Consider the following 20,558-nt stretch of genomic DNA (forward strand, 5'->3'; position numbering starts at 1 on the left):
GCCTTACACACTAAATGCGAATGGAGGTATCCTACCTTGCAACGATACACCGTAATCAAAGCTCATACATCTAATTATCCTGATCCAATCATCCTGCAAAAAGGTCAAGAAGTTTGGTATGGCAGGGAGGATACCCAATTTCCGAATTGGATTTTTTGTAAATCAGTCCCTACTAACAAAGAAGGGTGGGTGCCGAAGCAGATTTTAACTTCTCCAGATAGCCAAGGCATCGCAACAGTTACTGAAGATTATTCCGCGCATGAACTAACCGTTGCTCAAGGGGACTTATTATGGGGGCTGAAGCACTTAAACGATTGGACTTACTGTAAAACGGATAATAACGAATACGGTTGGGTCCCAGCTTTTTGTTTATCTGACTTACACGAATCTGGTTAGCTCCATCTTATAAATAAAAGCACTGAATATCTGCGCAGCCGCAGGACTCAGTGCTTTTTTAAATCCTATCCTATTCCTTCCGGCGTACCTCAAATAAATCGTTAGGGCTGACTTCAAAATGGAGGCATAGCTTCATGATTAATTCTGCTGATATTTTCTTTTTATCCATGTTGGTGTTATGCACTAATTCCATAAGGGTTGTTCTTCGGTGTCCGATTTCATTGGACAATTTTAGTACTGAGATATTGTGTGCCTTTAAAATTTGGTCGAGTTTACAGTGCAGTGTATACTTATCAAATTCCATGGGGACCTCCTAATAATAATGAATGCACTTTCATAGTGCATGTTGTATGTTGTTGATATAGAAATTGAACTTTAAACGTGCAGTTTCTGGAGGTAATCAAATGGAGGTTGCTCTATGTCCAAACGTCGCCCTCGCAAACTCAATATTCAAGCTATTCTGGACATATCCCGGAAAAACTTAGTGTGGCCAGAGCTAAATGGATTACCCGATACGATCTACTACTATCATTTGACTGATACGCTGGGACGTAAATGGAAGACAATTGGTTGTCATGTTACGGATGCGATTAAATACGATTGTTAACGTTAATCATTATAGCATTGACCACTTAAGAAGCCTTGTTCATAGTATTGCTCAATCCCCACTAACCCACCCCCCGTACATATCCCACAAGTGAGTATCCGCCCCGGACCCTGGCATGTTAGAATAGGAGCAATGTGTACATCCTATGTGTGAATTTAATCGGGGGGGCAACAGGTGAGAGCGTTGAGATTGAGAGATTACATGGGCCCTTCGGAGACTTCGGCGCACCGGCAGGCGAAGTGGGTCAAGCGGTTTCTGTATACGTATTGGCTGGTGATTGCTCTGCATTTCCTGGCCCAGCTGGGGTCTTTTGTATGTTTGCCATATCCCATGGGAGCGCATGAGTTCTACTACGATGTGCTGCTCTATCCGACCTTGCTGATGAGTGCGGTGGTGGGGATTACGCAGCTTGTGGATATTGCGGCACCGAAGTATTCCTTCGTGCTGCTGTTTGTGGCGGGGACGATTATCGCGATGATGATTATTCATCTGAATATGGACATCCGGATTATCGGGGCGCTGATGCTGCTGCCGATTATTGCGTCGGCGATTTTTTTTCGGCTGGATCTCACCTTGTTCACCTCTGGCCTGCAGGCGGCGGCCTTCTTCATTCTCTACCGCTGGGATTATTGGTTCAAATATTATCTGACGGATTTCGACCTGATTGCGATTCCCCTCTTTCTGCTGGTCGGCACGCTGGTGGCGGGGATTGTCATTATTAACGGGCGTGAGCTGGCAAGCGATCTGGAGGCTACTCTGACGGCGAAGCAGGACCTGATGATTGAGAATGCGGTGATCCGCAAGCTGTCTACCACTGATGCACTGACAGGACTGTATAACCATATATCTTTTCATGAATTCTATGAAAAAGCGCTAGAATACGGCAGCCAGGGTGCCCCGTTCCATCTTGCGCTGGTGGATATCGATAATTTCAAGCAAATTAACGATAAGTATGGACACCGTACCGGAGATATGGTGCTGGCGCGGGTCGCCCAGATCATTAAGGACCACATCTCGCCCGCAGATATTGCGGCCCGCTACGGCGGGGAGGAGTTCGCGATCCTGCTGTTCGAGAAAAGCTTCGAGGAAGCTTACGCACTGATTGAACAAGTCCGCCAGGAGCTGTCGCATACGTCCCATGAGGAGATGGAGCAGCGGGCGGTTACTGTCAGCATCGGACTGCAAAGCTATGCCGAAGGCATCTCCAAAGAGAAGCTGTTCGAGGAAGTGGATCATCTGCTCTATACCGCCAAGCATTCCGGCAAAAACAAGACCCTGACCCCGCTGACGCAGCGCAGCGCTGTGTAGGCTGGGCCCGCTAAGTCTGTTAACGTTCCGATCTTCCGCAGCCTCTACGCCTGCCTGTTCACAGCCTAGCCGCTTCACCCGACACCCAGCTTACTCCGCCGGACCTTCGTCAGCCGCTGCTTTCTTGCGTGCCCGGAACCGCCGGACTTTCATCAGATTCCCGCACAGCTTGTCGTCGCAGTACCGCTTCGAGCGGTTGCGGGTATCGTCGTAATAGACCCAGAGACAGTCGGGATTCCCGCAGATACGGAAGCGAGAGGGCTCCTTCTCCAGCAGCGCAGCCGCAAAAGAGGCGGCAACCTCCGCCATAATCTGCCCCCAGTCCGCACGCTGCGGCTGGAGGGAGATCTCGGCTTCACCTGCTGCCGTCCAGACCACCTGACGTACAACGGGCCCGTCGCTCATGTACGTATTTAACTGCGCAAGCAGCGCTGTAGACGGAGACTCTCCCGCGACCAAACGCTGCAGCTCGTCCCATAACAAGCCGCGCAGGCCTTTCAGCTGCTCCAGATCTTCCGGCCGGTGAAGGGCTGCCGCCGGCAGCTTGTGCTCCGCCAGCCATTCCGCCAGCCATTTGGGGTCTTCCAGCCGGTCCTGGTCTGTGCTACGGTCACTGGTCCGCCAATTCCGCCAATAGCTGTTCATGAAATCTACCCACAGCAAGCTTCATCTCTCCCTTCACATGATCTTTCCCTTGATTGTAACAGTTAAAATTAAGTTATGCTAGTTACTTGATACGCTCCGCCGATTATGTTACATTGCTTGTGTAACTGTTATTCGGCTTGTTTAGTCGTTACCGAAGCTTGTGTACCTATAATTACAGGAGGGATATAAATGGAAAATAAAATTAGCGATGTACTGGTCGAGAACTGGGATTATGTGATGGATGTGGAGGATTGGCAGCCGCCGCTGGGTGCGGCGCTTGAAGGTGTGGACAGTGAGCAGGCACTTTGGAAGCCGGAGGGAGCTGCGGGCAATTCGATCTGGGAGAACGTTAACCATCTGACGTATTATAAGGAGCGTCTGCTGCGCAAGCTCAAGGGAATGGAGAAATTGCCTGATCTGGAGAGCAATGACGCTACATTCACTGTGACAGGAAGCGGAGAAGAGGACTGGAAGCAGGCGGTAGACAAGCTGAAGTCCATTCATGCCTCGCTGCGCGAGATTATTGTAGCTCTGGAGGAAGGCGCTTATGAATGGGGCGGCTCCGGGCATGCGCCGGGCGAAGAGGTCATGAGCCTGATTCTGCATGATGCCTATCATACGGGACAGATTGTACTGGTCCGCAAGCTGCAAGGCTCCTGGCCTGGCACCCGCCGTTTCGATTAAGCGCAGCAGCCATATTTTACAAGTGATCTGTTCGTAGGCAGCTCTGTTTCAGCTCCAAATCCCCGGGTTAATGGAAGACATGCAGCTATCAACGGAGAGGAGAGATTGAGGATGGAGCCGAATTACAAGGACAGAAGTGTTGAGGTTGAACGGACAGAGGTGCACCGCAAATCGGATTCCAGTCTTGTCGCATCCACGTTCATTAAATATGCAGCTTACATTATTATCACCTTCGGAGTTCTGTTTTTCCTGGTGAAATATGTATTCCCGATGTTCAAATAAGCCAGTTGCCCAGCCAAGTGCAGACTTGGACGGATTCACGCCAAAAAGCCACGAACCCCCTCGGGAGCTCGCGGCTTTTTGTTCAAATATAAGAATGAATATGTTTCACGCTATACATTATCCTTCTGTTTCCCGCCGAAACGGTACCGTCCTGTAAAAGGACGGCAAAGCCGTTTCCACTTACATAACGGCTATACGTTCTTCTGGATCATCTCGTGGGAATCGGCGGTATTCCGGTAAAAGAACCAGCATTCATTCAGCAGTCTAATCTGACGGCAGTCCTTCTTGAGATAGGCCTTCATGAGCTGTTGGCGAAGCCATTGTGGCAAGGGTACCCCTCCTCTGCATGCTTCCTGTGTATAGATAGCATATGGGGGAATACGCCCAAAGGTGCACGGTTAGTTTCAGGTAGCCAAGCCGAATTTCACAAGGACGCCCGGAACCGGCGTTACTGCACCCGTTCTTCTTCCTCTTCGTACCATTGTTCAAGCTGGGCCTGAAGCGCCCGGATTTCGGTCAGCAGTGAGATCAGGGGGTAATGCTCCTCTTTAATAGAGGCAAAAGCCTGCTCCAGCCGGTTAATATACGCCAGCCCCGACTCCAGATGATGCTCTTCGCGCAGCAGCTCCAGCGCCTCGCATTCGGCCACCGCCCGCGGCAGTCCGGGTACATTCTCGGCTGTCAGCTTGTCAATTTCTTTGTTCAGTCGCAGATTGAGGGCGCTTAGCTGGTAAGCATATTCCTCCGGCATCTCCACGAATAGCAGTTCCTGATCCTGCTGCATGATTACGTACCGCATTCTCGGCATCTTTCATTCTCCCTCCGGACTTGTCTTCCTTCTTGACAGTGTAGCCCATAGGCAAGTTACAATTCAAGTAGAGATCTAAATTCAGGCAGAGAGGACCGTGAAGGAACGCTATGACCAGTATGAGCAACGAAGAGCTGCAGCAATGGATGGAGCAGGTGTCGCTGAGCAGCTTTGGCGTGCCTTTCCGGCATACGGCGAGCTTTAACAGCAGACTTACGACAACCGGCGGACGATATTTTACCAAGAGTCATAATATAGAGATTAACCCCCAGCAACTGGAGATGTACGGACGGGAGGAGACGGAGAAGATCATCAAGCATGAGCTCTGCCACTACCACCTGCATCTGGCGAAGCGGGGGTACATGCACCGGGATGCCGATTTCAAAACACTGCTGGCCCGCGTCGGCGGCAGCCGGTATTGTCAGACCCTGCCGGGTGCCAAGGCCCGCAAGCCGCAGCCTTACCGGTATAAGCTGGTATGTATTGCCTGTGCCACCGAGTATCTGCGTAAGCGCCGGGCCGATCCCGGGCGGTACCGCTGCGGTAAATGCTCCGGCAAGCTGAAGCTGGTTGCGCTAGAAGCAGGCGCGGGCCCGGCTACTTAATTTTTGATAACCAGACCTAGTAGTCCGGCAAAAGAAGCCGCCTGCTCCGCAGAGATGATGCAGCCCTCCAGATCCTGAAGATCCACCAGGAGGCCGGTGAACTCGCAGTCGCTCAGGTCAACACCCTTCAGCTTGCAGCCGGCCAGCGTGGCCTGCTCCAGATTGCATTCCGAGAAATACAGGCCGTTCAGGCTGGACTGGTAATAATCCGCGCTGGCCAGCGAGCTGCGCTCGAAGGAAGCCCCTTTGAAGTTGGCGAAACGGAAGACCGCGAATTCCCCGATACATCCGGTGATGGATACATTTTGAAATCGTGCTCTGGTGAAGTCTGTACCGATCATGCGGCAATCCCTGAATTCGGTCCGGTGTATGAAGGCGTCGCTGAAATCCACATTGGACAGGTCGCAATGATCGAAGATTACATCGGTAAGCTCAATGCGCTGCAGCGAGGATTCCGTGATGGTAACGTTTTTGAAAATAGTCTTGTCGAAAGCTACCCGGGTGGCCTCCTGATATTCAATGAGCGCTCCTTCAATGAGGCAGCGGCTGAATTCGTCTTTGGAAGCAAGGGTGTGAACGTCCTGCGGCGTAAGTAGCCCGGGATCTGAGATTCTGGGTGGTTCTATCTTGTTACTCATATCGGCCTCCTTGGCATTTCCTATCCTTATTTGTCCTTATTTGATCTGGCCCATGTCCAGGTTGACCCGGTAGTTGCCATACTTCAGCAGTTCATCCAAAATAGCGTTCAGCGCCTCCTGATCCACAGTACGCACCCGCATCCAGTAACAGCCCTCCCCGCTGATGCGGTACAGCTCGGTGACACTCTCATGGGCCTTCGCAAAAGCCTGAAAAGGCGGATGATCCTTATTGCTGCTCAGAAAAACCGTGATAAAGGCGTGAATGCTCTGGCCGATCCACAGCGGGTTATAACGGATGGTGTAGCCCTCAATGATGCCAAGCTCCCGCATTCTGCGGACACGTGCGCCTACAGCCTGGCCGGTCAGATGGACCATCGCCCCGATATCCTTATGGCTTAAGGTGGAGTCTTCGATAAGGAGCTGGAGGATGCGGTAATCGGTATGGTCAATGAGATAGGGGGTCATTTTCTGCAATTCCTTTCCGGGTGAAAGCATATCGTAAGAATCTCTTTCTCGGCACAATGTCTTCTCTTCTTGCCCTGATTTATACTTATTGTATCAGAAAGTGAACATAAGGTAGACATCCGGGAAGAGGTGCATATGATGAAAATAAAGCTGATCCGCCACGCCACCCTATGGCTGGAATACGGCGGTGCAACGTTTCTGATCGATCCCATGCTGAGTGCGCAGGGTGTGAATCCGCCGATTATGAATTCAGGCGATGACCGCCGGAATCCGCTGGTGTCATTGCCCGGTCCTGTTCAGCAGTGGCTGGAGCCGGATGCTGTGCTGGTCACGCATCTTCATCAGGATCACTGGGATGCAGCAGCGGCAGAGCAGTTGTCCAAGGCACTGCCGGTGTATTGCCAGGAAGGTGACGGGGAGCGAATTGCTGCCCAGGGCTTTGGGCGTGTTACAGAGATTAAGGACGCCGGCTCTGTGTCCTTCGGCGGAGTAATTCTGATACGTACAGGAGGGCATCACGGAACAGGGGAGATTGGAGAACGGATGGGCAAGGTCTCCGGTTTCGTCTTCCGGGCAGAGGGCGAACCTGTGCTGTACCTGGCTGGAGATACGATCTGGTGCGAAGAGGTTCAGCAGGTGATAGCCGGGGAAGTGCCGGAGGTGATTATTGTCAATGCCGGGGGTGCCAGCTTCCTGAGCGGAGGTCCCATTACCATGAACGAACAGGATGTGGTGGAGGTATGCCATTCCGCTCCGTCCGCTTCGGTGATTGCTGTGCACATGGATTCAATTAACCACTGCCATGTAACGAGGGAGCTATTGATGCAACGCCTTGAACAGGAAGGCTTGTCCGGCCGTGTTGCCGTGCCACTGGATGGAGAGTGGATCTGATTATGTAAACGATCTCACAATCTCTCGCGACCCGCTTGACTAACCTGTAGAATCATGATAAATTAATCCTTGTTCATGTTAATGTTCCCTGATAGCTCAGTTGGTAGAGCACTCGACTGTTAATCGAGTTGTCACAGGTTCGAGTCCTGTTCGGGGAGCCATTACTTGGAGAGATACCCAAGTGGCTATAAGGGGACCCTCTGCTAAGGGGTTAGACTGCGTAAGCGGTGCGAGGGTTCGAATCCCTCTCTCTCCGTTTTGATTAAACTTCCCTGCTAGGGATGAGAACCCTTGGTGGTTCGTTGGAGCATAAGCTTCGTTAGCAATGGCATCGCAATCTCTCGCGCAGCGAGAGTATCCCTCTCTCTCCGTTTTGATTATACTTCCCTGCTGGGGATGAGAACCCTCGGTGGTTCGTTGAAGGAGCTCATATTGAGCTCCTTTTTTGCGTCTTTTCAGCAGGAGCGGCTGAATCCCTGGAAGATACGATTGTCCTGTCCGATGTCGTAATTCCATATAGTCGATGTCGCATTTATCTACTAAAAATCCTGCTTGTTATATGATACTTTATAGGTGATGTCAGAATAATGTATATGGAGGTGCAGGCGGGTGAGCATTAGGATTGGCAAGATTAGCTTTTGGCATGTACATGCCTGGGATTATACGAAGCAGGCCCAGGAGCATGGGGATACGGAAATTGCTGCGGTATGGGACGAGGATGCGGAGCGGGGCAGGAAGGCGGCAGAGAGCTTGAATATCCCGTTTTATGATTCTTTGGAGGACATGCTTGCCCGGAAGGATATCGATGCCGTGATTGTCGACGCGCCAACCCATATGCACCGGGAGGTCATGATTGCGGCGGCCAGAGCAGGCAAGCACATCTTCACCGAAAAGGTTGTAGCTGCAACGCTGAGTGAGGTTAATGAAATCCTCTCCGAGATCGCGGAGCATGGAGTGAAGCTAACCGTGTCGCTGCCGCGGCTAAATGACGGTTATACGTTATCGGTTACAGACATTCTAAGCCAGGGACTTCTTGGGCAGATTACGTATGTCAGAGTCCGCTTATCCCATAACGGCGCAACGGCCAACTGGCTTCCCGAGCATTTCTATAGCCTTGAACAATGCCAGGGCGGTGCCTTGATTGATCTGGGATGCCATCCCATGTACCTGACCAGACTGTTCCTGGGTCAAGAGGTGACCGGGGTAAGCGCGAGCTTCGGATATGTGACGGGCAAGGAAGTGGAGGACAACGCAGTAGCGACGCTCTATACGGATTCGGGAGCAATCGGTGTAGTGGAAGCTGGCTTCGTGAACAGCTACTCCCCTTTTACCATAGAAGTGCATGGAACGGAAGGAACTCTATTGTATGGAACGCCTGAAGCAAAGCTGCTCGTCAGAAGTAATAAAGCGGCAAATCAAGGGGCTGCCTGGAACGAGACGCCTGTACTGGCCAATCGTGAGAGCGCTTTTGAGCAGTGGGTAGCCCACATCCAGAACAACACGGTTGCTTCTGACAATATTCAAGCGGCAACAGAGCTTACCCGGTTAATGGAGGCGGCGAATCTCTCAGCGAAGGCAGGACGGGTGATCCGGTTAGCCGAACTGAAGTCTTGTCTTGATCCATTATCCGGGTACAGTGCGTAGCCTATAAGCGGGAGGTTAACATGAGCCCTTTTCCCTTCGAGATTATGTTTGAGAAGATGGATCTGCTGGAAAGACTGGATATTTCTATCCTGTGGGGACATTATGAAATTTCTGTTCTCCGGTTTCATTTGACCTCTTTTCCGCCGGGGAAGGTTATTGATTTCCATAACCATGCTGAATTTGAATTTCATTTCATACCGCGGGGCAAAGGAACGGTCATTCTCGGCGATCAGCAGTATTCTTTGTCGGAGGGAATGCTCTATTTGACCGGACCGGGAGTGATGCACCGTCAAGAAGCAGATGCGGAAGAGTCGATGGAGGAGTTATGTCTGCATATCCATATTGCGGAGAAGCCCCGGGACGATGCAGACCCGTGGGAGGTTGCCGAAGCGGAGGAATGTGTGGAGAAGCTGAGAAACCTGCCGCTTGTCCCTGCACAGGATTATCACAGGGCGATGAAGTGTTTTTTGGAAGCCTATGAAGCCTGTGACGGCAAGCTTGCGGGATATTACACATCCATCAAGCATCTCGTGATTAGTATCTTGCTGAAGGTAACCAGAGCTTATGATACAGGCGGGATGGGAGCTGCGGCACCCGTACGGGACATGCTGTCCTACCGCTATCAATATGCTGTTCAGTACATGGAAGCGAATTATTCGGCAGCCGTGACGCTGGAGAATGTTGCGGAGAAGCTGAATATCAGCGCAAGGCAGCTGCAGCGGATATTTAAACAGACCGATCCGGATCAAACCTTCAGCCGGATTCTTGAGGAGATCCGTTTGAAGGCTGTGTGCAGCAAGCTTGAAGCCAGTAACCTGTCGATCGAACATATTGCGGAGTCTGAAGGGTTCACCACTGCGACCTATCTGCATTCAGTATTCCGCAAGCGGCTGGGCATGACCCCGGCTGCATACCGCAAGGCTAGACAAATACATGAACAGTGAGGATGAGTGACGATGGGCAAAGTGTATCGTGTTGGGGTTATCGGCTGTGGAGGGATTGCGAACGGGAAGCATTTGCCGGCCTTAAGCAGACAGGATAAGGTTCAAGTGGTAGCTTTTTGCGATATTATCAAGGAACGGGCTGAAGCGGCTGCTGAACAATACGGCAGTGCAGATGCTGCTGTCTATACGGACTATCACGAATTATTGAAGGATGCTTCCATTGATATTGTTCATGTGCTTACTCCTAATGATGCGCATGCGGAAATATCCATTGCGGGCTTGGAAGCGGGCAAGCATGTGATGTGTGAGAAGCCCATGGCCAAAACAGCGGCGGATGCCAAACGTATGGCTGAAGCAGCGAAGCGTACAGGGAAGAAGCTGACTATAGGGTATGACAACCGGTTCCGGCAAGACAGCTTGTATCTGAAAAAAGTCTGTGAAGCAGGCGAGCTCGGCCATATCTATTATGCGAAAGCGCATGCGATCCGGCGTAGAGCGGTCCCTACCTGGGGAGTATTCCTGGATGAGGAGAAGCAAGGGGGCGGCCCGCTTATTGATATTGGAACCCATGCGCTGGATCTGACGCTCTGGATGATGGACAACTACAAACCAAAGGTTGTGCTGGGAACCAAATACCACGAGCTCTCCCAAAAAGAAGATGCGGCCAACGCCTGGGGACCTTGGGACCCGAAGAAATTCACCGTGGAAGACTCGGCCTTCGGGATGATTGTGATGGAGAACGGCGCAACGATTACGCTGGAGGCGAGCTGGGCGCTTAATTCGCTGGATGTGGATGAAGCCAAGTGCAGCTTAAGCGGAACCGAAGCGGGTGCGGACATGAAGAACGGTCTCCGGATTAACGGGGAGAAGCATAGCAAGCTATACACGAATGAAATTGAGCTTGGTGCCGGAGGAGTAGCCTTCTATGATGGCAAAGAAGAGAAATCTACGGATATCGAATTAAGAAAGTGGATCGAAGCGATCGAACAGGATAAAGATCCGGTCGTCACTCCTGAACAGGCTTATGTAGTCTCACGGATTCTGGAGGCCATCTATGAATCGGCACAGACGGGGAAAGCCGTATATTTGGACTAGGCGGTCATTGCCCGAGTCAAATCTCAGATTTCGTAAAAGCTTCAAATGTTAAAAAAGCAGCGATTCTCTTATGGGAGAATTGCTGCTTTCTGTTTTTGGTCCATTGATGTTTGGACGGTTTCTTTTTTTGTGTTAAAAAATCTGTTTTCGCATCCCGCTTAAACAGCGGAGCGTCCTCATCGACACAAACGTCCATCTAACTCCAAAACAAGGGGTATCCCAGCCATTTCATGGCTTATGGACACCCTCTTATTGTTTATATATTTTTTGCCGAATTGCCATTTACAATCTGACATCTAGCGTAGATCTTCTGTAGAAGAACCACGCTGCAATCACGAGCGTAGCAGCCACCAGTATCCCGGACTCGCCTGTCCAGAGAAATGCATTCTTCCCGCTGGTGTAACGGTCGAAAGCATCCTGAATGATAGCATTCCACGAGGCATGGAGCAGAACGGCCGGCCATATGCTCCCAGTGCTTAAGCGCAATAGACTAATAATGATGTTGAATGAGCTGATGGTTACCATGAACAATACGATCGATAAGGCCAGAGAAGGGCCGGAATAGTAGCTGCCGATTAGAATCGCGGGGATATGCCACATGCCCCAGATCAGCCCGCTCATGAGAATAGGCTTCGGGACGCGGGCCCCAATAAGCCGGGTCAGCATGTAGCCTCTCCAGCCTAACTCTTCTCCGGCACTGCTGATGATTCCCATCGCGGTTCCGACGGACATTTGAATCAGGATTGCCCAGACCAGCGAACCGATAACGTTGCCATTGTGTCCGGTATACTCCGCCAGTCCTGTGATCCAGACAGTCCCGTAGGCCAACAGACCAACCGCCACCGGCAATAACAAGATGAATGGAATCGCCCTGAGCGTGCGCCGTCCCCCGGACCTCAGGGAGATATCCGCGAAGCCCTCACGCCGCAGGATACGGGTGAGTATGGAGGAGATCCCGGGCGCCCACATCAGCAGCAAGCCGTACACAGGCGTTACAGTAAGGGCCAATATGTAGCTTATAACCGTAAGGGGTATAAGAATCAGGAAGAATACTAGCAACCCTCTCCTGGAAGATTGGACGGTCTCCTCTTTTTCGATGGTGCTCATTTCAATTTCACTCCTTTGGATGTGTGTAATGCTTGGTAGAGTATAGCAACGAACGGGAAAGTGAGGAACAACCCGGAGCCCAGCAGCCCGCCCGGACCTTGGCCCAGGTATCGATGAGACTGTAGATGTAGGGGGGGCTTTTATACGCATAATCTTGAACTCTGCTACCGCACATTGCTGGTTCAATCCGTTACCCCTTTAATTAATTGAAGGAATGATGCTGTAAAGAGACAAATGTTATATTAATTACGCAGAAAAAAAGTATTGTATAAGAAAAGGAAACAACTTCTAAAACGTTCCTGCTTGAAAATCCTCTGTTTTTCTCCTGTTTTCTGCGCATTTTTCGAAAACCTATATTATCCTACCGAATCCTACATATATCATGTTATGTAATATAACACCAACTATTGAATTTTGTATTAATTCCCACAATTATTAGTGACGATTGTCTGACCTTGTGTTAATATAAATGACATCATAATCCAAGAAAAGAGAAACAGCACAGAGAAAGGGGTATACAAGATGAATATGGGGAGAAGGGGATGGCGATGGAGTATTTCATTCAGCAACTAATAAACGGGATATCCGTAGGCAGCATTTACGCTCTGATCGCCCTTGGTTACACAATGGTGTACGGTATCATCAAGCTGATTAATTTTGCGCATGGCGATGTATTTATGGTAGGGTCGTTCATCGGTCTGTACAGTGCCAAATACCTGGCGAATGCCGGATTGCCGCCGATCGTTGTACTGCTCTTGTCGCTGATCATCTCGATGACCATCAGTGCATTGCTCGGTATCAGCATTGAACGTCTGGCGTATAAGCCGCTTCGTAAGTCCACTCGAATTGCAGCGCTGATTACAGCGATCGGCGTATCCTTCCTGCTCGAATATACCGGAGTCTTGATCCTCGGGCCGCAGGCCAAGGGCTTCCCGGATATTATGGATAAGAAGCAGTATCATCTCTTCGGGTCTTCTATCCAGGTCGAATCCAATCAGATCATGATTCTGCTAACAACGATAATTCTTATGCTAGTGCTGCAATATATCGTCAGGTACACCCGAACGGGCAAAGCCATGCGGGCCGTATCCTTCGATGTGGAAGCGGCGCGGCTGATGGGTATCAACGTAGACCGCACCATTTCAGCCACCTTCGCGATCGGTTCAGCGCTTGCCGCTGCCGCAGGCGTGATTTTCGGAATGACGTACAATTCGGTTGATCCTCTTATGGGTGTCATGCCCGGGCTTAAGGCTTTTGTCGCGGCAGTGCTTGGAGGGATTGGAAGTATTCCGGGTGCGCTTGTCGGCGGATTGCTGCTGGGAACGGTGGAGACAGAGATTTCTTCGCTCGGGTTCTCCTCTTGGCGTGACGGTGTAGCTTTTGCGGTACTGATTCTAATCCTTATCTTCAAACCATCCGGACTGTTCGGCAAGAATGTCCGGGAGAAAGTGTAGGGGGAAGCTGCCGTGACAAAGATAAATAAAAAGTTCTGGCTGGGCCTACTTGTCGCCCTTGCGTTCTATGGAATCGTAAAAGTTCTTTTAACAACGGGAGTTCTTAGTGATGTGAATCAGTCTATGCTGCTTCTCATCGGGGTTAATATCATGCTGGCCGTGTCGCTGAATCTGATTACCGGGATTACCGGGCAGTTCTCCATTGGCCATGCCGGGTTCATGTCGGTGGGTGCGTATACCTCGGCGATTCTTACCCTTGACTACAATGTGCCGTTCATTCCTGCGATTCTTGCGGGTGGGCTGCTGGCTGCGGTATTCGGTGTATTGATCGGGATGCCTACACTCCGGCTTAACGGAGACTATCTCGCTATTGCCACGCTGGGGTTCGGTGAGATTATCCGCATTATTATGCTGAATACGGAATATGTCGGCGGAGCTTCAGGGCTCAGCGGTATTCCGGCCAAAACGACCTGGACCATGCTCTTCTTCTTCACTCTGATCTCAGTTGTACTGATTAATAACTTCATTAGATCTACTCACGGCCGGGCCTGTATTGCGATCCGCGAGAATGAGATTGCCGCGGAGGCGATGGGGATTAATACGACACGTTACAAAATCATCGCCTTCACCATCGGTGCGCTGTTTGCCGGAATGGCGGGCGGCCTGTCGGCCCATACGTTCTATGTCATTACGCCGGGCAGCTTCAACTTCCTGAAGTCTTTTGAAATCATCGTCATGGTGGTTCTCGGGGGGCTGGGCAGTACGGCGGGCTCTATCGTGGGTGCGGTGTTCGTTACCCTGCTGTATACCTACTTACGTGAATTCCCGGAATGGCGCATGATTATCTACTCGATAGTGCTCATTCTGATGATGATCTTCCGTCCAAGCGGCCTGCTTGGCGTAAGCAAATTCTCACTAGGCAAGTTCGGTAAAAAGGAGGCGAAGGCAAATGACGCAATCAAGAGCAGCGGTACTCCTTGATGTGAAAGCGGCCAGCCGGGCCTTCGGCGGACTGAAGGCGGTCAGCGAGGTATCTCTTCATATTGATAAAGGCGAGCTGATCGGCCTGATCGGGCCCAACGGTGCAGGTAAAACCACACTATTCAACCTGTTGACCGGAGTGTACCCGCCATCGTCGGGCAGCATTCTTTTGAATAATGAGTCTATCGGCGGGATGAAGCCCTACAAGATCAATCATAAAGGCGCTGCGCGTACGTTCCAGAACATCCGCCTGTTTACGGCTATGACGGTGCTGGAGAACGTCAAGATTGCCTTCCATCAGCATGCGAAGCACTCGTTGTTCTCTTCGATGCTACGTCTGCCGAAGCATTTCCAGGGCGAAGAGGAGATTACCCGGAAGGCGATGGATATTCTCTCCATCTTCAATCTGGCTGATCAGAGTGAAGAGGTAGCGAGCAACCTGAGCTATGGGAATCAGCGGCGTCTGGAGATTGCCCGGGCGCTTGCGGCCGGACCCAAGCTGCTGCTGCTCGATGAGCCGGCAGCCGGGATGAACCCGAATGAGACGCGTGACCTGATGAACCTGATCGCCTGGATCCGGGAGGAGTTCGACCTGACCATTCTGCTGATCGAGCATGATATGTCACTGGTAATGGGAGTCTGCAGCCGCATCTACGTGCTGGACCGCGGAATCCTGATCGCTGACGGCACGCCGGCGGAGATCCGCAACAATCCGAAGGTCATCGAAGCGTATTTGGGACAGGAGGCGTAGCGCCATGCTTACAGTACAAGGGATTAATGTATATTACGGAGCGATTCATGCCTTGAAGGATCTCAGCATCACCGTGAAGCAGGGGGAAATTGTGACGCTAATCGGTGCCAACGGCGCCGGCAAGTCAACGTTGCTGAAGACGCTCTCGGGGCTGCTGAAGCCGAAGACAGGAAGTATTGAATTCCTGGGTAAATCGATAACGAATCAAAGTGTACAGGCGATTGTCAAAGAAGGGCTGATCCATTGTCCCGAAGGACGGCGCGTATTCGCTAATATGTCGGTCGAGGAGAATCTCGAATTGGGCGCTTACCTGCAGGATGGAAGCAGTCTGGCTGCGGACTTCGAGAAGGTATACAACACCTTCCCGCGATTGCTTGAGCGCAAGAAGCAGCAGGCGGGAACCTTATCCGGGGGGGAGCAGCAGATGCTGGCGATGGGGCGGGCAATTATGGGCCACCCGAAGCTGCTGCTGCTGGATGAGCCGTCAATGGGGCTGGCGCCGCTGCTGGTCCAGGATATTTTCAAAATTATAAAAGAAGTCAACGATGCCGGAACCACTGTATTGCTGGTTGAGCAGAATGCGCATCAGGCACTCAAAATCGCTGACCGCGCTTATGTCCTGGAGACAGGCCGGGTAGTGCTTGAAGGGGATGCCGAGGAATTGGCCGACTCCGATGAGATCAAAATGGCTTATCTCGGGCACTAAACAGGGGTATCCATCCTATTAGCAGCATCACAGATACAACATATATAAACTAAATAATCAGGAGGCTGGGAGAAACTATGAAGAAAATTGGGGCCATTATCTTGTCAACAGTATTGACGGCGGTATTAGCATCCGGCTGCGGCAACAACACAGAGAACAGCGGTAACTCTGCAAGCGGCGGCAACACGGCCGGAGGCACCATCAAGATCGGGGCTGACCTTGAGCTCACAGGCGGTCAGGCTTCTTTCGGCGACTCCGCATCCAAGGGCGCGAAGCTGGCGGTTGACGAGATCAACGCCAAAGGCGGTATACTCGGCAAGCAGCTGGAGCTGGTAGTTGCAGACAATGCATCGAAGTCTGAAGAAGCTACCCAGGCGGCACAGAAGCTGATCACCAATGACAAGGTCGTGACCATCATCGGCGCATCCACTTCGACCAACACGCTGGGGATCGTTCCGGTAGCTACGGAGAAAAAGATTCCGCTTGTCTCGGTAGGGGCTACCAATCCGAAGGTTACTGTGGATGAGCGCAGCGGCAATGTCAATGAATACGTGTTCCGCGCGGCGTTCATCGATCCGTTCCAGGGTGAGGTAATGGCTAACTTTGCGCTCGATTCCCTGAAGGCTAAGACGGCTGTCATCTACACCGATACTTCGTCCGACTACTCCAAGGGTCTGCAGAAGTTCTTCGAAGAGACCTTCAAGGCTAAAGGCGGCGAGGTGCTGAGCCAGGAGTCTTACCAGCAGAAGGATTCGGACTTCAAAGCAGTTCTGACCCGCATCAAAGCAGCGAACCCGGATGTCATCTACCTGCCTGGTTATTATGAAGAAGTAGGTAAAATTGTGAAGCAGGCCCGTGAAATGGGCATCACCGTTCCGTTCCTGGGCGGCGACGGCTGGGATTCCCCGCAGCTGGCGGAAATCGCCGGTGCCAAAGCGCTGGAGAATACGTTCATGTCCAATCACTACTCGCCTGAAGATACAGCACCTGAAGTAACCAGCTTCGTGGACGCCTACAAAGCGGCTAATGGCGGAGCGGTTCCCGATGGTATGGCGGCCCTGGGCTATGATGCCCTGAAGCTGGTGGCTGATGCGATCACCCGTGCGGGTGAAGCTGATCCGGCCAAGATCACCGAAGCGCTGGCAGCGACTAAGGATCTGCAGCTTGCTACAGGCAAAATCACCCTGAACGACAAGCATGACCCGGTCAAAGCGGCGGTTGTGCTGAAATTTGTTGACGGGAAGCAAACCTTTGAGACCAAGGTTAATCCTTAAGGAGCGAAATTGCATATACTAAGGTGAAGGGAACGGGAACCGGTCCGCAGGAGGCCAGGGGGCCTCTTGCCTCACCTTAACCGTGAAGAGGAAGGCCCCGAAGGGGAGCCTTTCTTTTCGCATCTCACAAGGATAAAATGTTGACTATACTTACACAACTAAGCAGATGCTTCCGAAGCGAGTTGTGCCGGTGAGATATCAAGGAAGGCTATGCTTATACAACTTTGAGGGGGAATCGGCATGATTATTGGCGTACCCGCAGAAATCAAGAATAACGAGAACCGCGTCGCCATCACCCCGGCCGGGGTGGAAGCGCTCCGGAAGGCAGGTCATGAAGTCTACATCCAAGCCTCAGCCGGAGCAGGCAGCGGCATGGGTGACAAGGAATACTCAGATAAAGGTGCAGTGATTCTGGATACGGCTGCCGAGGTCTGGAGCAAGGCAGAGATGATCATCAAGGTGAAGGAGCCGCTGCCGGAGGAGTACGGTTATTTCCGCAAAGGGTTGATTCTCTTCACCTATCTGCATCTGGCACCTGAAGCAGAGCTGACCCAGGCGCTGGTAGAGAGCGGTGTGACCGCCGTGGGCTATGAGACCATTCAGCTTGAAGACGGCTCGTTGCCGCTGCTGATTCCAATGAGTGAGGTCGCCGGACGGATGGCGGTGCAGATCGGTGCCGGGCTGCTGGAGAAGCCGCATGGCGGCAAAGGTGTTCTGCTCGGCGGGGTACCCGGTGTTCAGCCGGGTGAGGTCGTCATTGTCGGCGGCGGAATTGTCGGCACCAATGCGGCCAAGATAGCGCTGGGCATGGGGGCGCGCGTCACCATACTGGATCTGAATGCGGGCCGTCTGCGCGCGTTGGATGATATTTTTGGCGGACGGCTGGTGACCGTGATGTCGGATTCCTATCATCTGGAGCAGGCTGTGCGCCGGGCGGATCTGCTGATCGGAGCGGTGCTGATTCCTGGTGCCCGTGCGCCGAAGCTGGTTAAAGAGTATATGGTGAAGCAGATGGAAGAGGGCTCTGTCATCGTGGATGTTGCAATTGATCAGGGCGGGTCGATCGAGACCATAGACCGGATCACCACACATGAGAACCCGACGTATGTGAAGCATGGCGTAGTCCACTACGCCGTAGCCAACATGCCTGGAGCGGTCGCACGGACCTCGACCCTGGCGCTGACCAACGTAACGATCCCCTACGCGCTCCAGATCGCCAATCTGGGCATTCATGCGGCTGCGGCGAAAAACGCGGCGCTTGCGCGCGGCCTGAATGTGGTAGCCGGACAGGTGACCAATGCTGCGGTGGCCGGGAGCCTGGGGTATGAATATGCGGATGGAATCGCAGCGCTGGCGGCGGTTGGCGAGGGGCAGTGAGCGGCAGAATTAGCTGAGTTGTCCTGCGGGAAGGCAGGGCAGGATTCGGGGAGAATCAGGGGCAAATCGCCTGTATTCTCCCGATTTTTTTGTTAGAAATAATGCTTGTCAAATCGGACAAGGTTTGATATACTCATTTTTGTTGTGACAAACACAATAATGCTAATATGGCTCGTTGGTCAAGGGGTTAAGACACCTCCCTTTCACGGAGGTAACATGGGTTCGAATCCCATACGAGTCACCAATATGCGGTAGTGGTGGAATGGCAGACACGCTATCTTGAGGGGGTAGTGGGTGTATACCCGTGGAGGTTCGAGTCCTCTCTACCGCATATCATTCAAATGAGCAAAAATCCTTGGTAGTTCAAGGGTTTTTGCTTTTTTTGCGAAAAATATTGTTTGACTATTTTAATTTTATTTTTCTGAAACAGTAGAGATACGCACATTATAATGTGTTTTGTATCTCTACTGTTTTTCTTTTTTGATTGCAAAAACCTTATTAAGGTGGAGATCTTTATGATAAGCAAATTAGGTTTTTCTTCAGATGACCGTTTGTTAATAATTAATGCTGATGATTTCGGAATAACTAAGGGAACTAATGAAGCGATTGTTAGTTTATTTGAACAACAAGCTATAACCTCAACATCTATAATGTTTCCCTGTCCAGCAGCACGGGAAGCCCTTGAATTAAGTAATCAAAACATTCTAGATAATATCGGGATTCATCTTACCTTAACAAGCGGTGAGCATCATTCATATCGTCCAGTATTTCAAGAAAGACCCTTGCGAAGTTTAATCAATGGGGATGGCAACTTCCATAATGATATTTCGTACTTAGAGATAAATGCTGATGATGAAGAAGTTAGAATTGAATTAGAGGCTCAAATACAAAGTGCAACTATGTTAGGAATGGACCCAACTCATCTTGATAGTCATGGCGGTAGTCTTATGGGTTTATATGCGGGCAATGATTTTTTAGAGATAACCTTTGATCTATGCGAGAAATATCGTCTCCCCTTTAACTTACCAACAAGAATAATTGAACAACCATTTTTTAATAACAAGCAAAAAGAAACTTTTCGCATTAGAATTAATTCAGGAAGAAAACGTGGGATCTTGTTTATTGATGATGTAATTTCTTTGCCCTACTGCTGTAAGCCCGCGGAATATGAAGAAATGAAGAGACAGTTGCTCACGCTACTAAAAAATATTAAGCCCGGTATAACACAATTAACTATACATCCATCGAAAATAACTGAAGAATTGAAGTCTGTAACGAATTGTTATTTTGAGCGTGGGATTGAGTATCTTTTACTAATAGATCCTGATATTAAGAAAGTGCTTAAAAAAGAGAAAATTAATTTAGTCTCATGGAAAGAAATACGTGAACTACAAAGAATTCTAACCTGATCACGCTCTAGCTGGTGACAAATGAAGAGTGGAGCTCTATCGTATAATCCTATCAATCTTGGAGACAATACTAGTAAAAGCCTTACCTGGGAGGTAGTCTACGGTAATGAATTACTCTGAGATCTATGATCTTCACCTTCAATTGTTAAAAGCTTACTCTGCCCATAACAACGGAGAGTACTCGGCCTATCAAAGGGAAATCGATTATTACACGAATCAGCTGCGTTTTGCGGAGGATATAGTGCAGCGGGTTTTTGTTCTGAACCAGTTAATCAAGATTCATGAGAAAGAACGGGATGACCTGATTAGGTGGTGTTCAGAAGCCTATTTTCATAAAAAATACGATGTGAATGACTCACCGGACGGCATTCTTGGATAATGCCAGCGGTGAGTTTTTTTGTGTGGAAGACCACGCCAATCTGCAAGTCATGAAGGAAGTCATTTCCATTGACAGCCCTTCCAGGTTCCGTTATACCTGCATATATAT

General features: G+C 50.8%; 25 protein-coding genes and 4 tRNA genes. 22 read left to right on the forward strand and 7 right to left on the reverse strand.

Going from position 1 to position 20,558, the window contains the following annotated elements:
- The first annotated feature begins 36 nt into the window (after positions 1-36).
- Complete coding sequence (locus NST04_RS28540; RefSeq protein WP_341187275.1) at positions 37-396, forward strand: SH3 domain-containing protein; 360 nt, start codon at positions 37-39, stop codon at positions 394-396.
- A gap of 70 nt (positions 397-466) precedes the next feature.
- Here the strand turns inward: NST04_RS28540 and NST04_RS28545 are convergent, their stop codons facing one another.
- Positions 467-700 carry a helix-turn-helix domain-containing protein gene (locus NST04_RS28545; RefSeq protein ID WP_341187276.1) on the reverse strand — a complete coding sequence of 78 codons (234 nt, stop codon included), beginning with the start codon at positions 698-700 and terminating at the stop codon, positions 467-469.
- Positions 701-814: 114 nt separating this feature from the next.
- Here NST04_RS28545 and NST04_RS28550 point away from each other — a divergent pair, with 114 nt between their 5' ends.
- Positions 815-1,003, forward strand: a complete 189-nt coding sequence (locus NST04_RS28550; protein ID WP_341187277.1) for a hypothetical protein — start codon at positions 815-817, stop codon at positions 1,001-1,003.
- 174 nt (positions 1,004-1,177) lie between these two features.
- The gene (locus NST04_RS28555; protein WP_341187278.1) at positions 1,178-2,311 is read left to right on the forward strand and encodes a GGDEF domain-containing protein; all 1,134 of its coding nucleotides are present in this window, start codon (positions 1,178-1,180) and stop codon (positions 2,309-2,311) included.
- Between the two features lie 90 nt (positions 2,312-2,401).
- Here the strand turns inward: NST04_RS28555 and NST04_RS28560 are convergent, their stop codons facing one another.
- Positions 2,402-2,974, reverse strand: a complete 573-nt coding sequence (locus tag NST04_RS28560; protein WP_341187279.1) for a CGNR zinc finger domain-containing protein — start codon at positions 2,972-2,974, stop codon at positions 2,402-2,404.
- A 171-nt stretch (positions 2,975-3,145) separates the two neighbouring features.
- Between NST04_RS28560 and NST04_RS28565 the strand changes: the two genes are divergently transcribed.
- Together NST04_RS28565 and NST04_RS28570 are read left to right on the forward strand one after the other, a co-directional pair.
- Positions 3,146-3,640: a DinB family protein gene (locus NST04_RS28565; protein ID WP_341187280.1), complete on the forward strand. Its 495-nt coding sequence runs from the start codon at positions 3,146-3,148 to the stop codon at positions 3,638-3,640.
- Between the two features lie 111 nt (positions 3,641-3,751).
- The gene (locus NST04_RS28570) at positions 3,752-3,922 is read left to right on the forward strand and encodes a hypothetical protein (RefSeq protein ID WP_200869223.1); all 171 of its coding nucleotides are present in this window, start codon (positions 3,752-3,754) and stop codon (positions 3,920-3,922) included.
- A 191-nt stretch (positions 3,923-4,113) separates the two neighbouring features.
- Here the strand turns inward: NST04_RS28570 and cmpA are convergent, their stop codons facing one another.
- Both cmpA and NST04_RS28580 read right to left on the reverse strand, forming a co-directional pair.
- Entirely contained in the window at positions 4,114-4,251 is a 138-nt protein-coding gene (cmpA, locus tag NST04_RS28575) for a cortex morphogenetic protein CmpA (RefSeq protein WP_143804182.1), read from the reverse strand.
- 119 nt (positions 4,252-4,370) lie between these two features.
- Entirely contained in the window at positions 4,371-4,730 is a 360-nt protein-coding gene (locus NST04_RS28580; RefSeq protein WP_036697237.1) for a hypothetical protein, read from the reverse strand.
- A gap of 119 nt (positions 4,731-4,849) precedes the next feature.
- Between NST04_RS28580 and NST04_RS28585 the strand changes: the two genes are divergently transcribed.
- Positions 4,850-5,335, forward strand: a complete 486-nt coding sequence (locus NST04_RS28585) for a SprT family protein (RefSeq protein ID WP_341187281.1) — start codon at positions 4,850-4,852, stop codon at positions 5,333-5,335.
- Here NST04_RS28585 and NST04_RS28590 read toward each other — a convergent pair.
- Complete coding sequence (locus NST04_RS28590; protein ID WP_341187282.1) at positions 5,332-5,973, reverse strand: pentapeptide repeat-containing protein; 642 nt, start codon at positions 5,971-5,973, stop codon at positions 5,332-5,334. The genes NST04_RS28585 and NST04_RS28590 overlap by 4 nt on opposite strands.
- Before the next feature lie 36 nt (positions 5,974-6,009).
- Positions 6,010-6,438: an Lrp/AsnC family transcriptional regulator gene (locus NST04_RS28595; protein ID WP_341188074.1), complete on the reverse strand. Its 429-nt coding sequence runs from the start codon at positions 6,436-6,438 to the stop codon at positions 6,010-6,012.
- Between the two features lie 138 nt (positions 6,439-6,576).
- Between NST04_RS28595 and NST04_RS28600 the strand changes: the two genes are divergently transcribed.
- From NST04_RS28600 to NST04_RS28625, 6 genes are all read left to right on the forward strand, one after another.
- The gene (locus NST04_RS28600; protein WP_341188075.1) at positions 6,577-7,329 is read left to right on the forward strand and encodes an MBL fold metallo-hydrolase; all 753 of its coding nucleotides are present in this window, start codon (positions 6,577-6,579) and stop codon (positions 7,327-7,329) included.
- Positions 7,330-7,414: 85 nt separating this feature from the next.
- Positions 7,415-7,490 (forward strand) — tRNA-Asn (locus tag NST04_RS28605).
- 6 nt (positions 7,491-7,496) lie between these two features.
- Positions 7,497-7,585, forward strand: a tRNA-Ser gene (locus NST04_RS28610).
- A gap of 353 nt (positions 7,586-7,938) precedes the next feature.
- Complete coding sequence (locus tag NST04_RS28615) at positions 7,939-8,973, forward strand: Gfo/Idh/MocA family protein (protein ID WP_341187283.1); 1,035 nt, start codon at positions 7,939-7,941, stop codon at positions 8,971-8,973.
- Positions 8,974-8,993: 20 nt separating this feature from the next.
- On the forward strand, positions 8,994-9,917 hold the full coding sequence (locus NST04_RS28620) for a helix-turn-helix domain-containing protein (RefSeq protein ID WP_341187284.1): 924 nt from the start codon (positions 8,994-8,996) through the stop codon (positions 9,915-9,917).
- A gap of 12 nt (positions 9,918-9,929) precedes the next feature.
- The gene (locus NST04_RS28625; protein WP_341187285.1) at positions 9,930-11,012 is read left to right on the forward strand and encodes a Gfo/Idh/MocA family protein; all 1,083 of its coding nucleotides are present in this window, start codon (positions 9,930-9,932) and stop codon (positions 11,010-11,012) included.
- A gap of 282 nt (positions 11,013-11,294) precedes the next feature.
- Here the strand turns inward: NST04_RS28625 and NST04_RS28630 are convergent, their stop codons facing one another.
- A complete protein-coding gene (locus NST04_RS28630; RefSeq protein WP_341187286.1) occupies positions 11,295-12,119 on the reverse strand; it encodes a CPBP family intramembrane glutamic endopeptidase in 825 nt (274 codons plus the stop codon).
- 548 nt (positions 12,120-12,667) lie between these two features.
- Between NST04_RS28630 and NST04_RS28635 the strand changes: the two genes are divergently transcribed.
- From NST04_RS28635 to NST04_RS28680, 10 genes are all read left to right on the forward strand, one after another.
- Complete coding sequence (locus tag NST04_RS28635; RefSeq protein WP_341187287.1) at positions 12,668-13,573, forward strand: branched-chain amino acid ABC transporter permease; 906 nt, start codon at positions 12,668-12,670, stop codon at positions 13,571-13,573.
- A gap of 12 nt (positions 13,574-13,585) precedes the next feature.
- Entirely contained in the window at positions 13,586-14,554 is a 969-nt protein-coding gene (locus tag NST04_RS28640) for a branched-chain amino acid ABC transporter permease (protein ID WP_341187288.1), read from the forward strand.
- Entirely contained in the window at positions 14,523-15,305 is a 783-nt protein-coding gene (locus tag NST04_RS28645; RefSeq protein WP_341019197.1) for an ABC transporter ATP-binding protein, read from the forward strand. The genes NST04_RS28640 and NST04_RS28645 overlap by 32 nt, the downstream gene beginning before the upstream one ends.
- Positions 15,306-15,309: 4 nt before the next feature.
- Positions 15,310-16,011, forward strand: a complete 702-nt coding sequence (locus NST04_RS28650) for an ABC transporter ATP-binding protein (RefSeq protein WP_341187289.1) — start codon at positions 15,310-15,312, stop codon at positions 16,009-16,011.
- A gap of 77 nt (positions 16,012-16,088) precedes the next feature.
- Positions 16,089-17,285, forward strand: coding sequence for an ABC transporter substrate-binding protein (locus NST04_RS28655; protein WP_340756286.1), 1,197 nt, complete (start codon positions 16,089-16,091; stop codon positions 17,283-17,285).
- A 240-nt stretch (positions 17,286-17,525) separates the two neighbouring features.
- Positions 17,526-18,662 (forward strand): alanine dehydrogenase, encoded by a 1,137-nt coding sequence (ald, locus tag NST04_RS28660; RefSeq protein WP_341187290.1) that lies wholly within the window; start codon positions 17,526-17,528, stop codon positions 18,660-18,662.
- A 169-nt stretch (positions 18,663-18,831) separates the two neighbouring features.
- Positions 18,832-18,906, forward strand: a tRNA-Glu gene (locus tag NST04_RS28665).
- A gap of 4 nt (positions 18,907-18,910) precedes the next feature.
- Positions 18,911-18,993, forward strand: a tRNA-Leu gene (locus NST04_RS28670).
- 184 nt (positions 18,994-19,177) lie between these two features.
- Complete coding sequence (locus NST04_RS28675) at positions 19,178-20,071, forward strand: polysaccharide deacetylase family protein (RefSeq protein WP_341187291.1); 894 nt, start codon at positions 19,178-19,180, stop codon at positions 20,069-20,071.
- Positions 20,072-20,177: 106 nt separating this feature from the next.
- A complete protein-coding gene (locus tag NST04_RS28680) occupies positions 20,178-20,450 on the forward strand; it encodes a hypothetical protein (RefSeq protein ID WP_341187292.1) in 273 nt (90 codons plus the stop codon).
- Positions 20,451-20,558: the final 108 nt, after the last annotated feature.

The sequence above is a fragment of the Paenibacillus sp. FSL H7-0756 genome (genome assembly GCF_038006765.1).
Lineage (GTDB): Bacteria > Bacillota > Bacilli > Paenibacillales > Paenibacillaceae > Paenibacillus_AQ.

Excerpts from the sequence above, each read along its gene's own strand:
- NST04_RS28545 (WP_341187276.1), bottom strand. The coding sequence starts at position 700 with ATGGAATTTGATAAGTATACACTGCACTGTAAACTCGACCAAATTTTA.
- NST04_RS28550 (WP_341187277.1), top strand. The coding sequence starts at position 815 with ATGTCCAAACGTCGCCCTCGCAAACTCAATATTCAAGCTATTCTGGAC.
- NST04_RS28565 (WP_341187280.1), top strand. The coding sequence starts at position 3,146 with ATGGAAAATAAAATTAGCGATGTACTGGTCGAGAACTGGGATTATGTG.
- NST04_RS28570 (WP_200869223.1), top strand. The coding sequence starts at position 3,752 with ATGGAGCCGAATTACAAGGACAGAAGTGTTGAGGTTGAACGGACAGAG.
- NST04_RS28580 (WP_036697237.1), bottom strand. The coding sequence starts at position 4,730 with ATGCCGAGAATGCGGTACGTAATCATGCAGCAGGATCAGGAACTGCTA.
- NST04_RS28585 (WP_341187281.1), top strand. The coding sequence starts at position 4,850 with ATGAGCAACGAAGAGCTGCAGCAATGGATGGAGCAGGTGTCGCTGAGC.
- NST04_RS28590 (WP_341187282.1), bottom strand. The coding sequence starts at position 5,973 with ATGAGTAACAAGATAGAACCACCCAGAATCTCAGATCCCGGGCTACTT.
- NST04_RS28595 (WP_341188074.1), bottom strand. The coding sequence starts at position 6,438 with ATGACCCCCTATCTCATTGACCATACCGATTACCGCATCCTCCAGCTC.
- NST04_RS28600 (WP_341188075.1), top strand. The coding sequence starts at position 6,577 with ATGAAAATAAAGCTGATCCGCCACGCCACCCTATGGCTGGAATACGGC.
- NST04_RS28620 (WP_341187284.1), top strand. The coding sequence starts at position 8,994 with ATGAGCCCTTTTCCCTTCGAGATTATGTTTGAGAAGATGGATCTGCTG.
- NST04_RS28625 (WP_341187285.1), top strand. The coding sequence starts at position 9,930 with ATGGGCAAAGTGTATCGTGTTGGGGTTATCGGCTGTGGAGGGATTGCG.
- NST04_RS28630 (WP_341187286.1), bottom strand. The coding sequence starts at position 12,119 with ATGAGCACCATCGAAAAAGAGGAGACCGTCCAATCTTCCAGGAGAGGG.
- NST04_RS28635 (WP_341187287.1), top strand. The coding sequence starts at position 12,668 with ATGGAGTATTTCATTCAGCAACTAATAAACGGGATATCCGTAGGCAGC.
- NST04_RS28645 (WP_341019197.1), top strand. The coding sequence starts at position 14,523 with ATGACGCAATCAAGAGCAGCGGTACTCCTTGATGTGAAAGCGGCCAGC.
- NST04_RS28650 (WP_341187289.1), top strand. The coding sequence starts at position 15,310 with ATGCTTACAGTACAAGGGATTAATGTATATTACGGAGCGATTCATGCC.
- NST04_RS28655 (WP_340756286.1), top strand. The coding sequence starts at position 16,089 with ATGAAGAAAATTGGGGCCATTATCTTGTCAACAGTATTGACGGCGGTA.
- ald (WP_341187290.1), top strand. The coding sequence starts at position 17,526 with ATGATTATTGGCGTACCCGCAGAAATCAAGAATAACGAGAACCGCGTC.
- NST04_RS28675 (WP_341187291.1), top strand. The coding sequence starts at position 19,178 with ATGATAAGCAAATTAGGTTTTTCTTCAGATGACCGTTTGTTAATAATT.
- NST04_RS28680 (WP_341187292.1), top strand. The coding sequence starts at position 20,178 with ATGAATTACTCTGAGATCTATGATCTTCACCTTCAATTGTTAAAAGCT.